Annotated in this window: 22 protein-coding genes; 1 reads left to right on the forward strand and 21 read right to left on the reverse strand. The window is 42.4% G+C overall.

Annotated elements, in window-relative coordinates; genetic code table 11:
• Positions 1-61: 61 nt before the first annotated feature.
• From A5868_RS09990 to rpsB, 21 genes are all read right to left on the reverse strand, one after another.
• Positions 62-250: a DUF6440 family protein gene (locus A5868_RS09990; RefSeq protein WP_010780378.1), complete on the reverse strand. Its 189-nt coding sequence runs from the start codon at positions 248-250 to the stop codon at positions 62-64.
• Between the two features lie 123 nt (positions 251-373).
• Positions 374-532 (reverse strand): GyrI-like domain-containing protein, encoded by a 159-nt coding sequence (locus A5868_RS19535; RefSeq protein ID WP_371191118.1) that lies wholly within the window; start codon positions 530-532, stop codon positions 374-376.
• Positions 533-547: 15 nt separating this feature from the next.
• On the reverse strand, positions 548-949 hold the full coding sequence (locus A5868_RS09995; RefSeq protein ID WP_086303588.1) for a GNAT family N-acetyltransferase: 402 nt from the start codon (positions 947-949) through the stop codon (positions 548-550).
• 186 nt (positions 950-1,135) lie between these two features.
• Entirely contained in the window at positions 1,136-2,080 is a 945-nt protein-coding gene (gene ribF / locus A5868_RS10000) for a riboflavin biosynthesis protein RibF (RefSeq protein WP_086303587.1), read from the reverse strand.
• A 3-nt stretch (positions 2,081-2,083) separates the two neighbouring features.
• Complete coding sequence (truB, locus tag A5868_RS10005; RefSeq protein WP_086303586.1) at positions 2,084-3,007, reverse strand: tRNA pseudouridine(55) synthase TruB; 924 nt, start codon at positions 3,005-3,007, stop codon at positions 2,084-2,086.
• A gap of 298 nt (positions 3,008-3,305) precedes the next feature.
• Positions 3,306-5,387: a cation:proton antiporter gene (locus A5868_RS10010; RefSeq protein ID WP_086303585.1), complete on the reverse strand. Its 2,082-nt coding sequence runs from the start codon at positions 5,385-5,387 to the stop codon at positions 3,306-3,308.
• A 4-nt stretch (positions 5,388-5,391) separates the two neighbouring features.
• Entirely contained in the window at positions 5,392-5,682 is a 291-nt protein-coding gene (locus A5868_RS10015) for a hypothetical protein (RefSeq protein ID WP_010780373.1), read from the reverse strand.
• A gap of 123 nt (positions 5,683-5,805) precedes the next feature.
• Complete coding sequence (gene rbfA / locus A5868_RS10020) at positions 5,806-6,153, reverse strand: 30S ribosome-binding factor RbfA (RefSeq protein WP_010780372.1); 348 nt, start codon at positions 6,151-6,153, stop codon at positions 5,806-5,808.
• A gap of 73 nt (positions 6,154-6,226) precedes the next feature.
• Complete coding sequence (gene infB / locus A5868_RS10025; protein WP_086303584.1) at positions 6,227-8,959, reverse strand: translation initiation factor IF-2; 2,733 nt, start codon at positions 8,957-8,959, stop codon at positions 6,227-6,229.
• A 12-nt stretch (positions 8,960-8,971) separates the two neighbouring features.
• Complete coding sequence (locus tag A5868_RS10030) at positions 8,972-9,274, reverse strand: L7Ae/L30e/S12e/Gadd45 family ribosomal protein (RefSeq protein WP_044926207.1); 303 nt, start codon at positions 9,272-9,274, stop codon at positions 8,972-8,974.
• Positions 9,267-9,563, reverse strand: coding sequence for an RNase P modulator RnpM (rnpM, locus tag A5868_RS10035; RefSeq protein WP_086303583.1), 297 nt, complete (start codon positions 9,561-9,563; stop codon positions 9,267-9,269). Before rnpM ends, A5868_RS10030 begins: the two co-directional genes overlap by 8 nt.
• Before the next feature lie 19 nt (positions 9,564-9,582).
• Positions 9,583-10,800 carry a transcription termination factor NusA gene (nusA, locus tag A5868_RS10040; RefSeq protein WP_086303582.1) on the reverse strand — a complete coding sequence of 406 codons (1,218 nt, stop codon included), beginning with the start codon at positions 10,798-10,800 and terminating at the stop codon, positions 9,583-9,585.
• Positions 10,801-10,954: 154 nt separating this feature from the next.
• Positions 10,955-11,428 (reverse strand): ribosome maturation factor RimP, encoded by a 474-nt coding sequence (gene rimP / locus A5868_RS10045; protein WP_010780367.1) that lies wholly within the window; start codon positions 11,426-11,428, stop codon positions 10,955-10,957.
• A 166-nt stretch (positions 11,429-11,594) separates the two neighbouring features.
• Positions 11,595-15,938, reverse strand: a complete 4,344-nt coding sequence (locus tag A5868_RS10050) for a PolC-type DNA polymerase III (protein WP_010780366.1) — start codon at positions 15,936-15,938, stop codon at positions 11,595-11,597.
• A 98-nt stretch (positions 15,939-16,036) separates the two neighbouring features.
• A complete protein-coding gene (gene rseP, locus A5868_RS10055) occupies positions 16,037-17,305 on the reverse strand; it encodes an RIP metalloprotease RseP (RefSeq protein WP_086303581.1) in 1,269 nt (422 codons plus the stop codon).
• 234 nt (positions 17,306-17,539) lie between these two features.
• Positions 17,540-18,334 carry a phosphatidate cytidylyltransferase gene (locus tag A5868_RS10060; RefSeq protein ID WP_010780364.1) on the reverse strand — a complete coding sequence of 265 codons (795 nt, stop codon included), beginning with the start codon at positions 18,332-18,334 and terminating at the stop codon, positions 17,540-17,542.
• Between the two features lie 75 nt (positions 18,335-18,409).
• Entirely contained in the window at positions 18,410-19,210 is an 801-nt protein-coding gene (locus A5868_RS10065; protein ID WP_044926529.1) for an isoprenyl transferase, read from the reverse strand.
• Between the two features lie 194 nt (positions 19,211-19,404).
• Positions 19,405-19,962 carry a ribosome recycling factor gene (gene frr / locus A5868_RS10070; protein WP_086303580.1) on the reverse strand — a complete coding sequence of 186 codons (558 nt, stop codon included), beginning with the start codon at positions 19,960-19,962 and terminating at the stop codon, positions 19,405-19,407.
• Between the two features lies 1 nt (position 19,963).
• Complete coding sequence (pyrH, locus tag A5868_RS10075; RefSeq protein WP_086303579.1) at positions 19,964-20,686, reverse strand: UMP kinase; 723 nt, start codon at positions 20,684-20,686, stop codon at positions 19,964-19,966.
• Positions 20,687-20,815: 129 nt separating this feature from the next.
• On the reverse strand, positions 20,816-21,700 hold the full coding sequence (tsf, locus tag A5868_RS10080; RefSeq protein ID WP_010780360.1) for a translation elongation factor Ts: 885 nt from the start codon (positions 21,698-21,700) through the stop codon (positions 20,816-20,818).
• A gap of 78 nt (positions 21,701-21,778) precedes the next feature.
• Positions 21,779-22,576: a 30S ribosomal protein S2 gene (gene rpsB, locus A5868_RS10085; RefSeq protein WP_010780359.1), complete on the reverse strand. Its 798-nt coding sequence runs from the start codon at positions 22,574-22,576 to the stop codon at positions 21,779-21,781.
• A 375-nt stretch (positions 22,577-22,951) separates the two neighbouring features.
• Between rpsB and A5868_RS10090 the strand changes: the two genes are divergently transcribed.
• Positions 22,952-23,431, forward strand: a complete 480-nt coding sequence (locus A5868_RS10090) for an arginine repressor (protein ID WP_010780358.1) — start codon at positions 22,952-22,954, stop codon at positions 23,429-23,431.
• Positions 23,432-23,494 lie beyond the last annotated feature (63 nt).

A 23,494-nucleotide genomic window follows, 5' to 3' on the forward strand; every position in this document is an offset into this window, starting at 1 on the left:
TTTATCTTTCTATTAAAAGTCTAGCATAAGAATGACGCCCGGGCTTGTTCCCCAGTGCTCTCTATTGCTTTTCTACTTCATTGATTGCAGTGATTACTGGCTTGCCCTCTTGATCTAGCAAGGGCGTTAAACCACCAGCGTACCCCACCTTATTGAATAGGTAATTCACACCTGTCTCCCGATCAACAAAAATTGTGAGTGCATCCAATTTTCCTTGAGAATAAACCTTTACAAAACGATCCTTTGCCATTTTTTACTCTCCTCCTTTTGTGTTATAAAACGTTATAAGCAAGGCCATATTACCATGAAAAATGGCGACAAACAATTGTTCATCGCCATCGCATTTGTAAATATAATGAAAAAAGTGATTTATCTAGTCGATTTTCTTTACAGGAATCTGAACTTCTGTCAGCCATTCAGACTCACTGTCTTTGTTCCAAATGCCATCAATATAATTTTCTCGAACAGGACCTGCGATCTCATACCCGTTTGCTTCAATGAATTTTATTGTTGCGGCATAGGCTTTAGGGATAGAGGCGTAAAAAAATTATCCACGGGGGGTAACTATAAAGATCGTTCCTTCTTTTTGATAGCCTTGCTTTTCATAATACGGATCGACATCGCTCATGACATAGACCGTCTGCTCTGGATACTCTTTGCACACTTGCTCCATTAAATAGCGCCCAAAGTGTTTCCCTCGGCAGGAGGCATCAACCAGCAGATCATAAACATACACGCCGAACCCATCATCCTCCCGACACCGTGCATAGCCGCAAAGTTTTTCTTCCTCAAAAAGAAGATAGGTCAAAGAAGTCTGCAACGCCCGTGTATACTTTTTTCTTCCCTCGCCAAAGCAATACGCCTCCCAATCGGTCTCTCTTTTCATCATTGAGAACAGCGCCTCCTCATCCGCTTTCTGATACGCGCGGATATACCACCGATTTTCCATCGAAACACTCCTTTTTACTTTATGATATCAAATTCTCTCGTCTTCAGGATACCCAGAGGTCAAAAGAGTCTGATTTTCCAAATAAAAAGCCAAACGCCCTTTTACTTTCCATTTGAAAAGTAAAAAGGTGTTTGGCTTTACATATAGTAAGTGCTAGTCAAAAATACTTTACAGTTGACTCCCTGCTCAATGTTCAAAATAGTCTCTGGTCGCTTGTTCATCTTGCTCCAACTGACGAATCAGACCTTCTGCTGATTCAAAGGCCACTTGTCCCCGCAGCATATGGTACCAGCGAACAACGACCTTTTCCCCGTAAATATCTTCGTTAAAATCCAAAATATTGATCTCAACTGTCAGCATCCGGTTGGTCCCGAAGGTATCGTTGTGTCCGATAGACCCCATTGCCGGATACCACTGGTCGCCGACTTTGATCTGGTTCACGTAGACGCCTTCCTTTGGCAGCTTCACATCCTCTGGAACCTGGATATTCGCTGTAGGATAGCCTAACGTTCTGCCGCGTGCTTCTCCGTGTATCACCGTTCCTGTCGTTTCATACACGTAGCCCAATAAATGATTCGCTTCATCTAGACGCCCTTCAGAAAGCAAGCGTCGAATCCGCGAAGAGCTGATTTTTTCTGATTCATTTTCTTCGGTTTTTTTAGCCACAATAATAGAATCAAACCGATCCTTCGCATATTTAGGCAAGTTTTTAGCATCCGCTGTTTGATCTTTCCCAAAATTATAATCAAATCCTGAAACAGCTACTTTCGCGTGGAGCCCTACAATGTATTGATCCACAAATGCTTGCGGCTTCAAAGCTGCAAATGACGAGGTGAAGGCTACCTCATACAATACGTCCACGCCTAATTTCGCCATCCGCTTTTCCTTTTGCTTCAATGTAGAAAGATATTGGATCGGCTTGCTTTGAACCTGCTGAAATACGACCGCAGGATGCTGGTTGAAGGTCATTACAGCAAGCTTCAATTGTCTCTCCTGCGCGATTTGTTTTCCTCTATTGATGACTTCTTGATGTCCTTTATGCACGCCATCAAAAAAACCCAGTACCAATACGCAGTCTCCCGCGGGAATTTCTTCTGGTTTATACGGATGACGCAGCTTTACGATTTCCATGTGCTATACCTCATTTCGAATCACTTTACTTGGCTTTAAAAGCCCTGCTTTTTCTGGATGCTGTTTATATAAACTAACTAATTGATTTCGATAGAAAAAAGCGATCAGCTCATCGGGCATGCTTTTTAAGCCGAATGCTTTTAAAGGCAAGACCTGCCCGTTTTTCACTTTTTGCCACGCCTCGTCGCTCAAGTCAATTCTTGGAAAGTCTTTCATCGCCTCTTCGATCGGCTGCAAGGCCTGATCGATGCGTCCCTCTTCCATCAGTTCACTGACTTTTGCCAATGTGACTGCCTGTCCTGCTGAAAATCCGCCGCTCGCTAGCCGAGTCAGGTCAGACATATGTGCCGGGTATCCAAGATTTGAACCAAGATCGACAGCCAGAGTCCGCACGTAGGTCCCTTTTCCACAGGTCACTTGGAAGCGCCAGCTTTGCGTGTGGTTCTCGGCATCGTATACTGGCGTGGTCGTTCGCTGAAACTGGTCGATGACTGCTTCACGTGTTGGACGCTCTACAGCTTCGCCTGCGCGAGCATACTCGTACAAGCGTTTCCCATTAACTTTGACGGCAGAATACATTGGCGGTATTTGTGTGATGGTACCGATAAAAGTCGCCATCATTTGATCGATTTCCTCAGCGGTCAACGGAGCCTCTACCGCTTTTTTCTCTACGATTTCGCCACTGCGATCCTCCGTAGTAGTGGAAAAGCCTAGAGTAATTTCTCCCTCATAAATCTTTCCGCTGTCTTGCAGGTATTCAATTACCTTCGTTCCTTTTCCAATACAGATCGGCAGGACACCATCCACGTCAGGATCTAATGTTCCTCCGTGACCGACTTTTTTTGTTTGTAAGATTTTTCTTAATTTAAAGACACAGTCATGACTCGTCATACCGCGCTCTTTCCATAACGGTAAAATACCGTCCATCGCTGTTTCCTCATTTCCTTCTATAATCAACGTTCCCATTATAGCATAGCTGATCTCAGAATTGGCAAGTCGTGACCGCAGCAAACAGGTTTTCTACCCATAAAGACCTGCTGCGAGAAAAACACTTCACAAAGACATTTGAACAGCTTATCTGCTTTTACAAATGAAAAGGATTTTCTCTAACTCCTTTCCAAATGAAAGGTATTCGACCCGATAACTTTACATTTGAAAAGGAAAAACAGGATTTGCTTTTCATTTGAAACGCAAAAAAACCGTCATCGCTAAATGACGGTTGAGCTTAATAATGCTTCTCTTTTGCTTTTTTCTTTTGTCGTCGACGATTGATCGCAAAAGTAATACTTGGTTCTGAGGGCTGCTGCATCGCATAAGACTCCAACTGATTCACTTGATGGCGGTAATTATTCGCCGCGATATTGGTGATCTCATCCTCCGCCTCGAATTCATCAATGATCTTTCTTTCCAAGTAAAACCCGCGGATCAGTTCCTTCGCGTACAACGGGTCCTGTTGGATCAAATACGTTCCGAACAACCCATGTCCGCTCACCTGATGCATCAAATTTTTTCGCTCATCAACGAAGAAATCAATCAATTCTTCGTCGTACACATCTCTCAAGTTTTCCAAACTGTCTAATATTGCTTCACTATTGCGAATAAATATTTTTCTCAATGAGGAAATATCCTGGTTGTCCACAGTTTCTTTCCGCTTTTGACGCCGTTCCCAAAACATTTTCGGATGCATGATCACGCGGATGATCCGCCGCACAAAAATCAACCAAAAACTAAGCAGAGACAGCATTTGAGTGGTCACAGATTCCGAAACATTCGAGATAAAACGAGAATACAGACGATAGGCACCCGAATCGATTTGATGCCTTCTAAAGCTTTCATCCAACCCATCCCGTTCGACGGAAATGATCAACGCTTGAATCTCCTGAAATTCTTGCTGCGCACTTTCGGGCATTGAATTATTGAAGACTTGCTGAATCCGTCCTTGATAATTCGCAATAACGGCCAACAAAGCAAAGCGTTCTTTCTCACTAAGCTTTTTCGTATCTAAGTCGCCATATAGCTCACTGGTGACTTCTCGAAGAATCAACATTAATTTTGGATCGGTAGGAGGAACGACCTCCCCTTCAGAGAGGATCGGCAACAAGATCATGCCGATGATCAAGGTCAAAAACGTCACACTTGCCGTAATGAATAGCAGCAATGAACGTTCAGGAAAATCCATGCCGTTGATAGACGTTGGTAAAATAAAAATCGTCGCAATGCTGACGGTCCCTTTTACTCCGCCAAAAGTCAGTAATAATCGATCTCTTAACTGCTCATGACTTTTCTTCCAGCCTTGTGTAAAGAAATAAAAACTGCTGACAAATAAGAAACGAAGAACAAAGAGAAGTACTGTCAGCATCAATACGATTTCCAAAAGATGGAAATTCGAATAATTTCTGCTATTCCACACAGGTGAAAATACTTGTGACAGCTCAATTCCTAAAAAGATAAATACTAATGCATTCAGCATGAAGCTGATGGTGTTCCATGAAATTTCTGTTACATTGGACAACTGCGCTTCGAATAAATTGACCCGACGGAATCCCGTGGCCTGAAGTACGCCTGTCACGACCGCTGCGATGATCCCTGAAGCGTGAAACAGCTCTGCAATGAAATACGCCGCAAAGGGCAAAATCAATTCAATCAATAAATACGCTGAGACATCCTGGGCCGAAATTCGTTCAATGATCTTGATGATTTCATTTTTGATCCAAATAATCATTAATCCAACCAGCACGCCGACAATACTCGATTCCAATAAGGAAATCGACGCATCCGCGGCAGAAAACTGGCCTGTCAGCAACGCCGCCACGGCAAACTGAAAGGCCGTTACACCCGTCGCATCATTGATCAGACCCTCGCCCTCCAAGACGTGCATGACCGATTCAGGGATGTTTAGACGCTTAGCCAGAGAATTGACTGCAACAGCATCTGTTGGTCCTAACGACGCCCCAAACGCTAAACAGGCGGCGAGAGGGATCGTAGGAATAATCCCGTGCAACACATAGCCTAGACCAAACAACGTGAAAATCACGCCGCCAAACGCAAGAACCAAGATCAATTTGAAATGCTTCAAGATCGATGGGATATCTGCCGTCTCGCCTTCACGAAACAACAGCGGCGCGATGATCATTACTAAAAATACTTCTGGTTCAAAGTTGATGGAATTGCCGACTTCGGTGAAGCCAAGAATGATCCCAACAATGATCTGAATCATAAACATCGGAAAAGACGGAAAAACTTTTGCTAAAACATTCGATAAGGTTATGGCAATGGCTAAAATGATGATGATCTCAATTAAGCCCATTCACTCACCTCTTGGAACAATTCTCTTTTGCCTTGAATAATAATTTTAAAAACTCTCTTTTTTTATTGATAATACGGTCCTCAAGCTCCGTTAATTCTTTCGATTCACCATCTAATGAAAGCTGGGCCCGTTTCGTTTCCATACGTAACAATTCATGCTTCATTCGTTCCAACTTGCGTGAAGTCAAAACACTGATTCGTTTAATTTTTTGTTTCACGGCTTTACGCTCTTCCGGACTTAAATTTTCAAACTCCTTATGAAGAGCCTTCATCCGTTCTTCAAACTCTGTAGTCATTTTAGACTTTGCCTCCTTGACAATATCCAGCAAAAGGATTACTAACAAACATCATACACTGTAACAGGATTTACTCAATATTGCAAAAAAGAACCCGAAAAAATTTTCCAGGTTCTAACAAATTTATTCTTTATTTAAGTTGCGGATCATTTGATCAATTTTAGAACCGTATTCAACGGATTCGTCCAATTCAAAAAACAATTCCGGTGTCTTATAGATAGACAAAGCATGGCCCAATTCACGACGGAACAAGCCGCTTGCTTTCGTCAATCCTTCTTGCGCTTTTTCTTTATCTGATGCTTTATCAGACAATAAACTGTAATAAATCGTCGCTTGCTGCAAGTCTCCAGTGACGTGAACATCGGTGATGTTCACGTCTTGGACCCGCGGATCACGAACTTTCTTCCGTAAGACGTCGTTGACTTCTTTCAGAATTTCTTGAGCGAGACGACGATCGCGATAATTTGGCATATCGATTGCTCCTTTGTTCGTTTTGTTAGTTTTTCCGCTCTGCTAGGTAACGCAAGCTAGCAGAAAACAGAGATTATTTTGGTTTGATTTCTTCCATTACAAAGCCTTCAATAACATCGTCCACTTTGACGTCGTTGAAGTTTTCGATCATCGCACCACATTCAAAGCCCATCTTGACTTCCTTCACGTCATCTTTGAAACGTTTCAGACTTGCAAGTTTGCCTTCAAGGATAACGATACCGTCACGGATGATACGGACGCCGCTGTCCCGTTGGATCGAGCCTTCAGTAACGTAACAACCAGCAATGGTTCCGACTTTAGAAACTTTGTACGTTTCACGAACGGTCATTTGACCAGTGATTTTTTCTTCGTATTCAGGATCAAGCATCCCTTTCATCGCTGTTTCGATTTCTTCGATTGCTTTATAAATGATCCGGTGTAATCGAATATCTACTTCTTCAGCAGTTGCTTGTTGTTTTGCTTGCGGTGTCGGACGAACGTTAAATCCAATGATGATCGCGTTACTTGCTGCAGCTAAGGTAACATCACTTTCGTTGATGGCACCAACAGCAGAATGGACGATCTTCACACGTACGCCTTCAACATCGATTTTGTTCAATGATGCCGCTAATGCTTCAGCCGAACCTTGAACGTCTGCTTTGATGATGACATTAACTTCTTTCAATTCGCCTTCTTTAAGGGATTCAAACAAGTTGTCTAAGGTGACGCGGGCACTGGCACTGCGATGTTCAAGCAATGCACGTTTCGCACGCTCTTCCCCTGCAGCACGAGCTGTTTTTTCGTCATCGAAGATCGCAAAACGATCGCCTGCCTGCGGAACATCGTTCAACCCAGTGATTTCCACTGGTGTCGCAGGTCCTGCAGATTTTTCACGACGACCAATATCATTTGTCATCACACGAACACGACCATACGTGTTCCCGACAACGATTGGGTCTCCGACGTTCATCGTCCCTTGTTGAACCAATAGCGTTGCAACGGGTCCTTTACCTTTATCTAGACGAGCTTCGATAACTGTTCCGATTCCGTGTTGTGTCGGATCAGCTTTCAAATCTTCCACTTCAGCAACTAACAGAATCATTTCTAATAGTTCATCGATGTTTTGGTTGAACTTCGCTGAGATCTCAACAAAGATCGTATCGCCGCCCCATGCTTCAGGAATCAATTCATATTCGCTTAATTCTTGCATCACGTGTTGTGGGTTCGCACCTGGTTTATCGATCTTGTTTACCGCTACGATGATCGGCACTTTCGCCGCTTTCGCGTGGTTGATCGCTTCGATCGTTTGCGGCATCACACCATCATCAGCCGCAACGACTAAGATCGTGATATCGGTGATACTCGCTCCACGAGCACGCATACTTGTAAACGCCGCATGCCCTGGTGTATCCAAGAATGTGATCGGTTTTCCGTTAATATCGATTTGGTACGCTCCGATATGCTGCGTGATACCGCCTGCTTCGCCGCTTGTTACGCGTGAATGACGTAATGTATCAAGCAACGTCGTTTTACCATGGTCAACGTGCCCCATGATCGTAACTACTGGTGGACGAGAAACTAGATTTTCTTCGTTTGCGTCTTCCGCATCAAAGAAACGGTCAATATCCGCAATATCAATCGTGATTTTTTCTTGGGGTTCAATCCCGTAATCAGTAGCTAACAGTTCGATCGTATCTTTATCCAATGGTTGGTTTTGGTTGACCATCACACCCATCATGAATAATTTCTTGATGATCTCAGCTGGTTCGCGATAGATTTTTTTAGCGATATCCGCTACGTTCATGCCTTCTGTATATTCCAATACTTCTGGCAATTCACGGAATTTACGTGGCGGTACAGCAGGTTTGTTGCTTTGTTGCTGTTTGCCTTTTTTTCCTTTTTTGTTGAATCTGTTTTTATTACGGTTTTGATTGCCGCCAAAACTGTTGTTGCGGTTTTGGTTACCATAGTTATTTTTATTGCGGTTTTGGTTGTTGCTTTGAGTTGATCCTGATCCGCCTTGGTTTGAACGTTGCGCTTGTCCTTGGCCTTGATTGCTGCCTTGTGCCGGACGTTGGCCTTGATTTTGACGTTGCGCATTATTTGCACTGCCTTGTGCCGGACGTTGGCGTTGTGCATTGTTTGCACTACCTTGTGCTGGACGTTGGCCTTGATTTTGGCGTTGTGCGTTGTTTGCGCTGCCTTGTGCCGGACGTTGACCTTGATTTTGGCGTTGTGCATTATTTGCACTGCCTTGCGCCGGACGTTGGCCTTGGTTTTGGCGTTGTGCATTGTTCGCATTACCTTGTGCCGGACGTTGGCCTTGGTTTTGGCGTTGTGCATTGTTTGCACTACCTTGTGCCGGACGTTGGCCTTGGTTTTGGCGTTGTGCATTGTTCGCACTACCTTGTGCCGGACGTTGGCCTTGGTTTTGACGCTGCGCATTGTTTGTATTGCTTTGAGTTGGACGTTGTTGTCCTTGGTTTGAACGGTTTACGTTCGCTGAGTTGTTCTGTCTATTATTTTGTGTCAAGTCTTTATTCCCTTTTCTATTCTGGAAATTTGGGTTGTTCTTCGAGCTCTTTCCATGGAATTTTGGTTTTTCGTGCTGGTTAGCTGATGGTTTTGCTTGAGTAGTTGGTTTCGGCTTGCTAGAAAAAGCTTGTTTCAATTTTGATTCATCATCCCCGGATAATGAACCCATATGATTATTCACATCAATCCCTAAAGTTTGTGCCTTTTCTACAACATCCTTACTCGATTGATTCACTTCTTTGGCAAATTCGTATACTCTTTTTTTTCCCATGCAATCACCTTCCTAACCTGTTATTAACGTCATAATTTTGTTGGCGAACCCTTGGTCTAAAACCCCGATAACTTTGCGAGGTTTGCCAATCGCACCTAAAATCTCTCCTTGCGTAAATTCGACAACATATGCCGCTTGATAGTACTTACTTTTATCTGATACTTTCTTTTGAGTATTTTCACTCGCATCAGTGGTAACAATCACGAGAGCCACTTTGTGTTTCCGGATCTCATTGATTGTCATTTCTTCTCCTGTGATCAGTTTGCCTGCACGCATTGCAAGGCCTAACATGTTCAAGGCCTTCTGTTTATTCATTGCCGAAGAGCTCTTTTCTGGCTTTTTGGTGTTTCACATAATCAAGCAATTCTTGATAAAAATCATCACTCAATTCGGTTCCCAATGTCCGATCTAAGATGTGCTTTTTCCACGCTTCCTCGACTTCCGTCGGTTCTAACGCAACGTAGGCACCTCGTCCCGGTTTTTTGCCGGAAGGATCAATCGAAACTTCTCCTTCTTTGGACTTGGCGATACGAATCAATTCTTTTTTGGGGAACATTTCACCGGATACAACCGATTTTCGCAAAGGAACTTTTCTTTTTTTCATTTGCTGTCCTCCTAATGAATTATTGGTCCGTTTGATCGGAAGAGATATTTTCTTCGTCTTCGATCATCTCATCGACTGTAACTTCCGCTTCTGATTCGATGTCTTCTACTTCCGTTTCGATTGCTTCCACTTCAGAAGTGATTTCTTCTACCTCAGTTACGATTTCTTCTACTTCTGTTTCGTCATAGTTTGCATAAAATTCTTCCATGTCCGATTCAGATTTGATATCAATCTTATGAGCGGTCAACTTAGCAGCAAGACGCGCATTCTGACCGCGCTTACCGATAGCCAATGACAATTGGTAATCCGGAACTACGACGGTACAAACTTTTGGATTGTCGATATCAAAGATGACATCTTCAACTTGTGCTGGATTTAAAGAGTTTGCGATAAATACCGCTGGGTCTTCGTTCCATTCAACAATATCCATATTCTCGCCTTTTAATTCATTTACAATAGCTTGAACACGTTGTCCTTTTGGCCCAACACAGGTTCCGACTGGATCAATGTTAGGGTCTGTAGAACGAACAGCCACTTTTGCACGATCTCCAGCTTCGCGTGCGATGCTGACGATCTCCACGATTCCATCATAAACTTCAGGAATCTCTTGTTCAAATAAACGACGCAGTAAATCTGGATGACTACGGCTTACAAAAACTTGTGGTCCTTTTGATGTATTTTCTACACGAGAAACATACACTTTGATACGGTCATGTGGTTTGTAATGTTCATTCGGCATTTGATCTTGCTTTGAAAGAACAGCTTCGATCTTCCCTAAATTCACATAGATGTAACGATTGTCTTGACGTTCTACTACACCTTGCATGATATCTTTTTCATAGGCGCTGTACTCGTTATAGATAATGCTGCGTTCTGCTTCACGAACACGTTGCAAGATTACTTGCTTGGCTGTTTGAGCAGCAATTCGACCGAAGTCTTTGGGTGTTACTTCAAAACGGATCGTATCACCGATTTCATACGCTGGGTTGATTTCCATCGCATCTTTCAGTGAAACTTCCAATTGTGAATCCATTACTTCTTCCGTAACTTCTTTCACGGCGTAAACATGAATGTCTCCCTTTTTTTCGTTGAATTCCACTTCAACGTTTTGAGATTGACCATAATGACGTTTGTAAGCAGATACTAATGCTGCTTCCAACGCGTCGATCACGATTTCCTTCGAAACACCTTTTTCTGCTTCTAGAGTATCCAACGCATTCAGCATTTCTTTACTCATTTTAACTTTCCTCCTACTAATATATCTATTCTTAAAATTCGCTATACATATTATTTAGTTCGCTTACTAAATATAAAGGCTAGCTCGTTAATAACGTATGGATTTTTCTAACGTAAAAATTCCAGAGAATCTCGTACGCATACCATTTTATTAATTAAAATTCGATCGCAAAACGGGCTTTCGCGATATTTTTCCGCTCAAAGACCATGTCTTTGGTGCGCGTTTTAATTTTCACTGTCAATGTCAATTCATCTTCAGTCAATTCCTTCAAAAAGCCTTGATACTGCTTTTCTCCATCAATGTTTTGATAAAGGGAAACATTGATGTATTGCCCCATCGCGTTTTGGTAATCTTCTTCTTTTTTCAATGGACGTTCGGCCCCTGGCGAAGAAACCTCTAAAAAATAAGCTTGAGGGATTGGATCAGGATCGATCGAATCTAATTTATCGCTGAGTTTTTCACTGACGAAGGCACATTCTTCAATGTCAATACCGCCCTCTTTATCAATAAATACTCTTAAAAACCAGCTTTTTCCTTCTTTAATAAACTCTACTTCGACTAGTTCGAAGTTTTGTTCATCCAAAATTGGTGTTACTAAGTCAGTCACTGTTTCGACTACACTGCTCAAACTGTCAGCCTCCTTTAATCCATTAAAAAGAGTGAGCGAAAAATCCGCTCACTCACCATCAGTCTATGATTACATTGTTATAGTAGCATAAATCTACTGAAAATTCAACCGCATCATTTTCACGCTGGAATTTTCTTTCATTCAAAGGTTGAATTTATCTTTTTCTTTACATATCGAACAATGAAAGCTGATTCTCATCAGGCAAATCTTTCAATACACCATGAGTATCCATGTATTCGATCAATGTTTTGGATACCTTCCCGCGCGAGGCTAAATCTTCTTTAGAGAGGAAAATGCCATCCTTACGAGCTTCAACGATTTGTTTTGCCACGTTCAGACCAAGACCAGGCACAGCACGGAACGGTGCGATCAAGGTATCCCCGTCAATGACAAAATCTTGAGCGTCTGATTTATACAGGTCGATCATGCCAAAGTGGAAGTCCCGCTCCAGCATCTCGTTGCATAATTCCAAGACAGTCAATTGGTTCTTTTCTTTCGTTGACGCATCCATTCCTTTGTCAGTGATAGCTTTCATCGCCGCTTTGACTGCATCTTTCCCTTTTGCCATCGCAACGAGATCGAAATCGTCCGCACGAACAGAAAAATATGCACAATAATAAAGGATCGGATAATAGACTTTGAAATAAGCCACCCGCAGCGCCATCAGTACGTAGGCGGCCGCATGGGCTTTCGGGAACATATACTTGATCTTCGAACAGGAATCAATGTACCAGTCCGGCACATTGTTCTCTTTCATCGCTGTCAGATAGGTCTCACGAAGTTCGTCGTCAATTTTATTCCATTGCCCTTTACGCACTGTTTCCATGATCTTGAAGGCCATTCCGCTATCAAGTCCTGCATGGATTAAATAAACCATGATATCGTCACGACAGCCGATAACTTCTGCCAAGTTGGCTTCGCCGCGGCTGATCAATTCTTCAGCGTTTCCTAACCATACGTCCGTACCATGAGACAATCCAGAAATCTGCAATAACTCAGCAAACGTCGTTGGTCCCGTTTCTTCTAACATTCCCCGAACGAAACGTGTTCCAAACTCAGGAATACCTAGTGTCCCAGTTTTAGAGTAAATCTGATCAGATTCAACACCCAAGACTTGCGGGCCGGCAAAAATCTTCATTACTTCAGGATCGTCTGTCGGGATCGTTTTCGGATCAATACCTGATAATTCTTGCAGCATCCGAATAACCGTTGGGTCATCGTGGCCCAGGATATCAAGCTTCAATACATTGTCATGGATCGAGTGGAAGTCAAAGTGTGTCGTCTTCCATTCTGAATTCCGATCATCCGCCGGGTATTGGATCGGTGTAAAATCATACACATCCATATAATCCGGAATTACGATGATGCCGCCCGGATGCTGACCTGTCGTACGTTTGACGCCTGTAGCGCCCTTTGCCAACCGATCAACCTCCGCATTCCGAAAATGCAAATTGTGATCTCGTTCATACCCTTTAACAAATCCAAAGGCTGTTTTATCAGCGACCGTACCGATCGTACCTGCACGATACACATACTCTTCCCCAAACAGAACTTTCGTGTAGTTATGGGCCTCAGGTTGATAATCACCAGAGAAGTTCAAATCAATATCGGGAACTTTATCTCCATGGAAACCTAAGAATGTTTCAAAAGGAATATCATGGCCATCCTTATTCAAGCGCGCGCCACACTTCGGACACGCCTTTTCAGGCATATCGAAGCCAGACCCGTAAGAACCATCCTCAAAGAATTCAGAGTATTGGCATTCAGGGCAATAATAATGAGGCGGCAAAGGATTCACCTCAGTGATCCCTGTCATGGTAGCCACAAAACTAGAGCCCACGGAACCACGAGAACCAACTAAGTACCCATCCGCATTACTCTTATGAACCAATTTTTGAGCGATCAAATAGATAACCGAGAACCCGTTCCCAATGATTGAAGTCAATTCTTTTTCCAACCGCTTTTCAATGATCTCTGGCAACGGATCACCGTACAATTCCCGCGCACGGTCATAACTTAATTTTTTGATTTCTTCTTCCGAACCAGGGATCTTCGGTGTATATAGATCGTCCTTAACTGGAACAATCTCTTCGCAGGTGTCTACGATCGCGTTGGGTCCATCAACGACGATTTCTTTAGCTAATTGAGGACCTAAGAAACTAAACGCCTGCAGCATTTCATCCGTCGTTCGGAAATGGACATCCGGTAAGCTATGACGATTCAGCGGGTTTGCGCCCCCCATCGAACTAATCAAGATTTTCCGATAGATCGCATCTTCTTTATTCAAGTAATGGACATCCCCTGTTGCCACGACCGTCTTATTAAGATCTTTTCCGATTTGGATCAAATTCCGCAAGATATCTTCTAAGTCCGCTTCATTTTTCACCAGTTCTTGTTCAATCAACGGTGCATAAACTGCTTTGGGCATAACTTCAATATAATCGTAGAACGCCGCGCGATTCTTCGCCTCTTCGACTCCCTTTTGCATCATTGCTTCAAAGATCTCACCTTGCGAACAAGCAGACCCTATCAATAAATTTTCTCGTAATTTATTTAATTGAGAGCGTGGAATTCGCGGTACCCGTTCAAAATATTCAATGTTGGACATAGAGATCAATTTGAATAGGTCTTTCAATCCTGCTTGATTTTTTGCCAAGATCGTCGCATGGAAAGGGCGGGCGCGTTTGTAAGAATCGCCTTCACCAACATGGTCATTCAATTGATCATGATAAGTCATCTCATGCTTTTCAATCGCTTCTTTGACAAAGATCCATGCTAAATGGCCTGTCGCCTCCGCATCATACACTGCTCGGTGATGTTGCTCCAGATTCACACCAAATTTCTTTGTTAGAACCCCTAAACCGAAACGCTTAAATTCAGGATATAAGAAACGTGCCAGCTCTAACGTGTCAATAACTGGATTTGGTGTTTCCGGCATATCATGGCGAACATACGTCGTGTTGATAAAGCCGATATCGAAGGTTGCGTTATGGGCGACTAAAATCGCGCCCTCACAGAATTTTTCAAACAATTCCATGACTTCTTTTTCTGGCTTAGATCCTCGAACCATTTCGTCCGTGATCCCCGTCAAGTTGATGGTCGTTTCTGACAACGGATGTCCTGGATCAATGAATTCCTCAAAGGTCTCAACGACATTTCCTTTGTGCATTTTAACTGCGGCTAACTCGATGATCGTATCGTAGACGGCAGACAACCCGGTGGTTTCTACGTCGAATACGACATAGGTGGCATCCGTTAACGATTCATGTGCATCATTATAAGCAATCGGAACACCGTCAGATACGACATTTGCTTCCACGCCGTAAAGAATCTTTACGCCTGCTTTTTTTCCTGCCGCATGGGCATCCGGGAACGACTGTGCGCCGCCATGATCGGTGATGGCGATTGCTCGATGTCCCCATTTTCCTGCTTGAGCGACTAAATCGCTGGCGCTGTTGATGGCATCCATGGTGCTCATATTGGTATGCAAATGCAATTCTGATCGTTTTTCAGTCGCTGTATCTTGACGTTCAGGATGCTTCACTTCCTGGATATCCTGCGCATTCATAACAAGGTCTCGCATAAACGTGTCCTCTTGCACACTTCCTCGAACACGAATCCAGCTCTTATTAGCGATTGCCTCAAAGATCGCCTCGTCTTTCTCACCATTAGAGAATTTTTTCACCACAAAAGAAGAGGTGTAGTCTGTCATTTTCAAAATCAAGATTTTACGTTTTGAGCGTAATTCACGAACTTCTTTATCGAAAATAAACCCTTCAATAGTAATGCGTCGTTCTTCTTCAATAATGTTGCCCATTGGTGTAATTGCTTCGTCTGAGGGAATGTTGCGCCCCATTTGGATCGGACCGTCAAAATGAGCGGCTTGTTCCTTCTGTTCTTTTTTCTTTGATTCATATTGCGCTAAGCTGGCTGCCGCTTGTTCTTGCATGGCTTGGGCCTGCTCTTGTTTTCGTACTTCAAATTCCTGTAACTTCTTATCTGCCTGTTCTTTATCTACTTCTGGATCTACCCGCAGATGTGGGAATCCATAAGAGACTAGATTTTCTTCAATTAATGGCAGATATTGCTGTCTCAAAAATGGAATAACGGTTTCGTTATCTATCAATAAAACGATCCGTTTTCCTTGGATCAACGGCAAGGGCTTGCTTAATACCTGCTTCACTAGCGGGGTATCGCAATCCTGTTCTCCTAAGGCCAATTGCCAATAATTCTGCAACAGTTCCTCTTCAAACTGATTCTCTTCCGGAACAATATGTACTTTCACTTTCGCTATAGATTGAAAGGCAAGTTGCAGCTTTTGATAGAACGTATAAAATAGCTTTGCTGGTAGAATTTGCGGTGTCTGGATGAAAAACTCCCACACACGAGACTTTTCGTGAACGATCACTTCCTTGATCTCTGACGCTTGGATCATTGGGTGTTGCTGATCCGACTCTGCCAATTCAATTTGTCGTAGTAAATTTTCAAATAATTCACGATTTTTAGACAAAAGGACATCTCCTTCACTTTTTCAAGTATGTTTCAGTATACCTGTTTTTTTTTATGATTGCATTAGAAAAAGGATCGAAAAAATTTCGATCCTTTCATTTAAAAAAAGAAACGTTGAATGTCATTCCATGTGACCAAAATCATCAAAAGCATGATAAAACCAAAGCCGATCATGGTGATCAGTCCTTCTTTGTCTGGATCGAGTGGTTTCCCTCGAAGTCCCTCAATGATATTCAGTAGGATCTTCCCGCCATCGAAAGCTGGGATCGGCAGCAAGTTGACGATACCCAAATTGACTGAAAGCAGCGCCATTAAGTAAATGACTGTTTTAACTCCGGCACGTGACGCTTCTGCTGACATTTGATACATCATCACAGGTCCGCCAAGCTTATCCAGACTAAAGCCAGTAAAAAGTGAGCCTAGAGCGCCAAAAATACGTTTCATTAAATCCCAAGATTGAGTGAATCCTCCAACGATCTTATCGCCAACCCCAGTCTTCATGAAGGGGCTCACACCGATCTGACCGACCTTTTGTCCATTACTCTCTACACTTTTCGGTGTCATTTGCACGGTTTTTTCTTTGCCGTCTTGTTCAATGACAACAGCTAACTCTTTTCCTGGTTTTTTCGTGACAGTGTCCGTCAGATCATCCCAAGAAGAAATCTTTTTGCCGTCCACAGATACGATCGCATCGTGATCTTTAACCCCGGCAACAGCTGCGGGGCTGTCTGCCTGAACCGTCCCGATTTGGTTAGTGCTATAGTCAGCCACCCCGCCTTGTAAAAAGGCCAGTACAATAAACAGCAGGATCGTCAAAATGAAATTATTCATTGGTCCTGCAAAATTGGTCAAAATACGCGAGCCTAATTTCGCTGATTGAAATTGAACATCTCTCGGAGCGATCCGAACTTCTGTCCCATTTTCTTCAATGACTGTCGCATCATGTTGCACCTGATACGTAGTCTCTCGGCTTTCATCACCATTGATGTAGCCTTTGATCGTCAAATCATCCACCAAGTCGGCTGAAATAAGCTCCATCGGGATGCTGTTAGGCAATTGGATCTTTTTGCTGACGTTGATTCGTTTTACTTCATTTTTCGGTGTCAGCTCAACTGATAACGGCATACCCGGACTTAATTCGGTCTCTTCGTCTTCCAGTCCAGCCATTCGTACGTATCCGCCAATTGGCAATAAACGCAATGTATAAGTGGTCCCGTCTTTTCCCATATGAGCAATCAGTTTTGGTCCCATACCGATTGAAAATTCTCGAACTAAAATACCTGAACGTTTCGCAAAGAAAAAATGTCCAAATTCGTGAACGATCACCAGGACACCAAAAACGATTAAAAATGTAATAATCGTACGCATAATTTTCCTACCTTCACTAGTTTCTTAGAAATAGTTTATCATAGTCTGTCAAAAAGATATTCCTTTCCCAATCATTTCATAGAAAATTTAAAAAAAGTCCGTGAATAACTCAAGACTTGCTTATCAAATCATTTACAGCTTTTTATTTTTTGCCTTGCGGGATTATTAACAACTGAGCTTCTTTGAATCGTTTCATATATTCAAGCACGAAAAAAAAGAGCGTCTCCGCTCTTTTTAAAATACCCCTAATAAGTGCATCATCGGAAAAACAAACAACATGCTGTCGAACCGGTCTAAAATCCCACCGTGTCCTGGCAAGATGTTTCCTGAGTCTTTTACTCCGTAATGACGTTTGATTGCTGATTCAACAAGATCGCCAAATTGACCCACAACTGAGAATACAATTGTAAAGAGGATCATCGTCACTAAATTGTGCTGGAATATATTTGGTTGGACTAAAAAGAAAACAACAGCGACGACCACTGCGCTGGCAATCCCTCCAAGCGCGCCTTCAATCGTCTTGTTTGGTGAAATATCCGGCCAAAGTTTATGCTTTCCTATTTGGCGTCCTACCATATATGCCCCAATATCTGTTGCCCAAACAACAAAGAATGCGAAAAGCAGAATAGGCAGACCATCCGCACGAGCCGTGACTAGATTCTGAAACCCAACACCTACATATAAACTAGCGACGACCGGAAAACCCGCTTCATCGATCGTGTAGGTATTTTTAGACACAACAGAAAATCCTAGGATAATCATCACTGTTAAATAAAATAATAAAAAGTTGCTGTTAGAACCACTTAAAAATGGCATCCAGCGTTCCGCTGGTAAAACTAAAAAGACTGCGCCTAAAATAGAAAGTACTCCTTCAAAACTTAGGATCGCAAGACCCTTCATTCGAAATAGCTCATAGACACCTACCCCAGCTAGTACTGCTGCCGCTAATTCTACGGCGATCCCGCCAACGTACAAGATCGGTATAAAGATCGCTAATGCGACGACCGCTGTAATGACTCGCTGCCTCATTGTTCATCCCCCTTGTTTCTATTAAAATAATAATTTGTTTACCACGGTACCTTCTTCAGCTAAAGAGCTGAATGATCACGTGGTACGAATATCCTTATTCAATCCGCCAAAACGACGATTTCTTTGCTGAAAGGAAGCGATCGCTGCCTCTAAATGGTCGCCATCAAAATCTGGCCATAGTGCTTTTGTGAAGTACAATTCGCTGTACGCCAACTGCCACAATAAAAAGTTGCTGATCCGCTCTTCACCGCTTGTTCGAACAACCAGCTCGGGATCTCTTAATTCTTTTGGCAGAAAACCGGTCATTAGATGTTCGCCTACGACATCATCATCAATGGTTTCGATGTCCAATTCATCCTCTTTGACCTCATTTGCCATCTGTTTAATTGCCGTAATGATCTCCGCGCGGCTCCCATAATTCAAGGCAAAATTTAAAACAAGCCCGTCGTTTTGCGCAGTTTGTTCGATGGCACGCTTCACTGCGTCTTGCGTATGTGAAGGCAAGTATTCTTCGTAGCCCATTACGTGGACTTGGACATTTTCTTCGATTAATTCTGGCACAAATGTATCAAAAAAATCTACCGGCAGCTGCATCAAAAAGCTCACTTCTTCTTCAGGACGTTTCCAATTTTCCGTTGAAAAAGCATAGAGTGTCAAAACCTTTACACCCAACCGATTGGCATGCTTTGTAATTTTTTTTACTGTTTCCATACCCTCTTTATGACCAGCGATCCGCGGCAAACGGCGGTTTTGCGCCCATCGGCCATTGCCGTCCATGATAACCGCAATGTGTTTTGGGACAGCTCCTTCTGGATCGAAAACGAAGGACGATTCCTCTGGTGTGTATTTTTGCTTTTGTGGAAAAAATCGTAACACCATGTTTTTTTCCTCCTTTATTGAGTTAACAAATTAAAAATACTTTTGAAAAGTCATCTGCCATTATAACAATAAAATGCGGGTATTCCTATGAAAATTAAATACCTTTAGGGTTTTTCAATGAATTTCCAGCTAGTACTCTGTCTATGTACACAACAAAAAACCTGAAGAAAGACTCTTCAGGTTTTTGAAAATTAAACTTCTAACAATTCTTTTTCTTTTTCAGCCACGATCGAATCGATCGCTTTGATGTTGTCATCCGTCAACGCTTGGATGTCTTTTTCAACACTGCGCAAATCGTCTTCTGTCAAATCGCCATTTTTTTGTTGCTTTTTGTACTCATCCATCGCATCACGACGAATGTTACGAACAGCGACTTTCGCACCTTCAGACTCTTTCTTTACTTCTTTCGCTAATTCTTTACGACGTTCTTCCGTTAATTGTGGAATCACTAGACGAATGACATTTCCGTCATTCGCTGGATTTAAGCCAATATCGCTCGCCATGATCGCTTTTTCCACGTCAGTGATCATATTTTTGTCAAATGGTGTCACCATTAAGACGCGGGCTTCTGGAATCGTGATGGAAGCCATTTGGTTCACAGGTGTCGGCACACCATAATAATCAACAGTGATGCGATCAAGCAGGCTTGCGTTCGCGCGTCCTGCACGAATTTGACCTAATTGACGTTGCAAGGCTTCTTGTGCCTTTTTCATTTTGTCTTTTGCTGCGTTCATTACTTCATCTGCCATGCTATTTCCCCCTCACAGTCGTACCGATGTTTTCACCGAGTACAACACGTTTAATATTTCCTTGTTCATTCAAATTAAAGACAACAAGCGGAATATCATTGTCCATGCTTAACGAGCTAGCAGTTGAATCCATCACTTGCAAGCCTTTAGAAATGACATCCAAATGCGTCAATTCTTCAAATTTCACCGCATTTTCATCAAGTTTTGGATCAGCTGAATAAACACCATCGACATTATTTTTTGCCATCAAGATGACGTCAGCATTGACTTCTGCTGCTCTCAATGCCGCAGTTGTATCCGTTGAGAAGTAAGGATTCCCCGTTCCACCTGCAAAGATCACGATCCGGCCTTTTTCAAGGTGGCGTTCTGCTTTACGACGAATATATGGTTCTGCGATCTGACGCATTTCAATCGATGTTTGAACACGAGTCGGTACATCAATATTTTCCAATGCATCCTGCAACGCTAATGCATTCATTACAGTCGCTAACATTCCCATATAATCTGCTTGTGCACGTTCCATTCCCATTTGGGCACCAATCTGTCCACGCCAAATGTTTCCGCCGCCGACGATGATGGCCATCTCGATTCCTAGATCATGAACTTCTTTGATTTCTTCAACGATTTCCTTGATCACGGGTGGATTGATCCCAAATTTTTCATCCCCTGCTAAGGCTTCTCCACTTAGTTTCAATACTACACGTTTATACTTTGGTTCATTCATCTCAATACCTCCACTGTCACTCTAATGATATTTTAGCATACTCTGTCTTTGAAGCGAGCCAAATTTGAATTTGCTTAAAAAAAGGGAGCGCACATCGTTCGTGCGTTCCCGACTGTTTTAAAAACAGAATTATTTTTTGATTTGGTTCATAACTTCTTCAACAAAGTTATCTTCACGTTTTTCGATACCTTCGCCAACTTCGAAACGAACGAAGCTTTCAACTGTCGCACCTTTAGAAGATACATATTTTTCAACAGTCATGTCAGGATCTTTAACGAATGGTTGGTCAACCAAAGCGATTTCTGCTTTGAATTTGTTCAAACGGCCAATCACCATTTTTTCAACGATGTTTGCTGGTTTGCCTTCATTCAATGCTTGTTCAGTTAGAACAGCTTTTTCGTGTTCTAATTCTGAATCAGGGATTTGGCTTTCGTTTACGTAACGAGGGTTGATTGCAGCAACGTGCATCGCAACGTCTTTTGCAACAGATTCGTCAGTTGTACCGTTTAATAGAGCTAAAACAGCAATACGTCCGCCCATGTGTAAATAGCCGCCAAATGCTGCGTTATCGTCTTTTTCAACAACTTCAAAACGACGGAAGTTGATTCTTTCACCGATTACTTGTGTTGCTTCGATTAGAGCAGCTTCTAACGTTTCGCCTTTAGCGTTTGTTAATTTCATTGCTGCATCCATGTCAGCTGGTTTGTGTTCAGCAACTAATGCTGCGATTTCTTTTACTAGGTCTTGGAACATTTCATTTTTAGAAACAAAGTCTGTTTCAGAGTTCACTTCTACGATTGCAGCAGTATTTCCGTGGATCGCAACTGAAGCCAAACCTTCAGCGGCAATACGGTCATTTTTCTTCGCTGCTTTAGCCATACCTTTTTCACGTAAAAGATCAACAGCTTTTTCAATGTCGCCTTCTACTTCTACTAATGCACGTTTTGCATCCATCATACCTACGCCGGTCATGTCGCGTAGTTCTTTTACCATTTTAGCTGTTACGTCTGCCATTTTAAGGGCCTCCTTAGTTTTTCTAAAAAAGCTGCTTCAAAGGAATATATTTACTTTGAAGCAGCATATGCTACGAAATTATTCAGCTGATTCAGTAGAAGCGTTGTCGCCTTCCACTACATCAACGATTTCTTCGATTGAAGTGGCTTGTCCGCCATCTTCAGCTACGAAGTCTTCTTCAGCTACTTGATCTTCACCTTGATTACCTTCGATGAACGCATCAGCCATTTTAGCAGTGATTAATTTCACGGCACGAATCGCATCATCGTTTGAAGGGATTACTACGTCGATTTCATCTGGGTCGCAGTTTGTATCAACCATAGCAACGATTGGAATGTTTAATTTGTGTGCTTCTTGAACAGCGATACGTTCTTTACGAGGATCAACGATATACATAACATCAGGGATGCGAGGCATATCAGCGATACCGCCTAAGAATTTTTCTAAACGTTCACGTTCTTTATTCAAACCAACAACTTCTTTTTTAGGCAATACTTCAAAAGTACCGTCTTGTTCCATTGCATTGATTTGTTTCAAACGAGCAATACGTTTTTGGATAGTGTCCCAGTTAGTTAAAGTTCCGCCTAACCAACGGTGGTTTACATAGTATTGACCAGCGCGGACAGCTTCTTCTTTGATTGCTTCTTGAGCTTGTTTTTTTGTACCTACGAACAATGCAACGCCGCCGTCTTCAGCAACATCTTTCATGTAGTCGTAAGCTGCATCTACTAATTTGACTGTTTTTTGCAAGTCAATGATGTAGATTCCGTTTCTTTCTGTGAAGATATATTTCTTCATTTTTGGGTTCCAGCGACGTGTTTGGTGACCAAAGTGTACGCCGGCTTCTAGTAATTGTTTCATAGACAATACTGACATTTGTGTTTCCTCCAATTGGTTTTTTGTTTTCCTCTCCTGCTCTCTTCTTTATAAGGAACTGACAAGCAGCACCGCCTTACAAATCAAGTCAGAATGTGGATTTTATGTGCATAGTCGCCCACACACAATTAGTAATTATACAAGACTCTTTTTGATAAATCAATCTTTTTTATTTAGTACTTCATGAATTAATATTTATAAAGGAATACTGATTAAAAAAGCTTTTTCTGCTATACTGAGTGCATAATTATCATTTTATCGATGCTCTTTTCTAAAGTTTTTTTCTGAACATCCCTCTTCTTGCGGCTTATAGGCTGCTGGAGCTGGAAAGCTTTAGAAACGTTCCTTCATTACATATAACTAAGGAGTTTTTTTATGCGCAAAAAAGACCGACATGAATTAATTAAAAAAATCATTACAGAAAATCCTATTCGCAATCAAAATGAATTGATGGATCACCTGCAGCACCACCAGGTTTCAGCGACTCAAGCGACTATTTCGCGTGATATCCGCGATCTAAAAATCGTAAAGACCATTGATGAATCTGGAAAGCCGCGTTTTGAATTGTTTCAAGAACAACAGGTTTCTACGGATGATGACGACATCAAACGGTTGATTCGGATGACCACAGAAGTCATCGTCAAAGTCGATACGGTTCAATTCATGACGATCGTCAGCACATTGCCAGACAATGCGCACTTGTTAGCTTCCGTATTAGACGATCTTTCTAGTGAGTTGATCGTCGCAACGATGGCCAGCTTCGACACGATCATTATTATTTCTAGAACTGCTGAAGACGCTCAACAAGTCACTGCTTTTTTACAAGATCCGACGAACACCTCCATTTTTAGCTAGATCAAATGGACCCTTATTTTAGATAACTACGTGACAAAAAAAGCCAAACGACTTTTTACTTTC

The organism is Enterococcus sp. 12F9_DIV0723 (assembly GCF_002174375.1).
GTDB lineage: Bacteria > Bacillota > Bacilli > Lactobacillales > Enterococcaceae > Enterococcus_A > Enterococcus_A gilvus.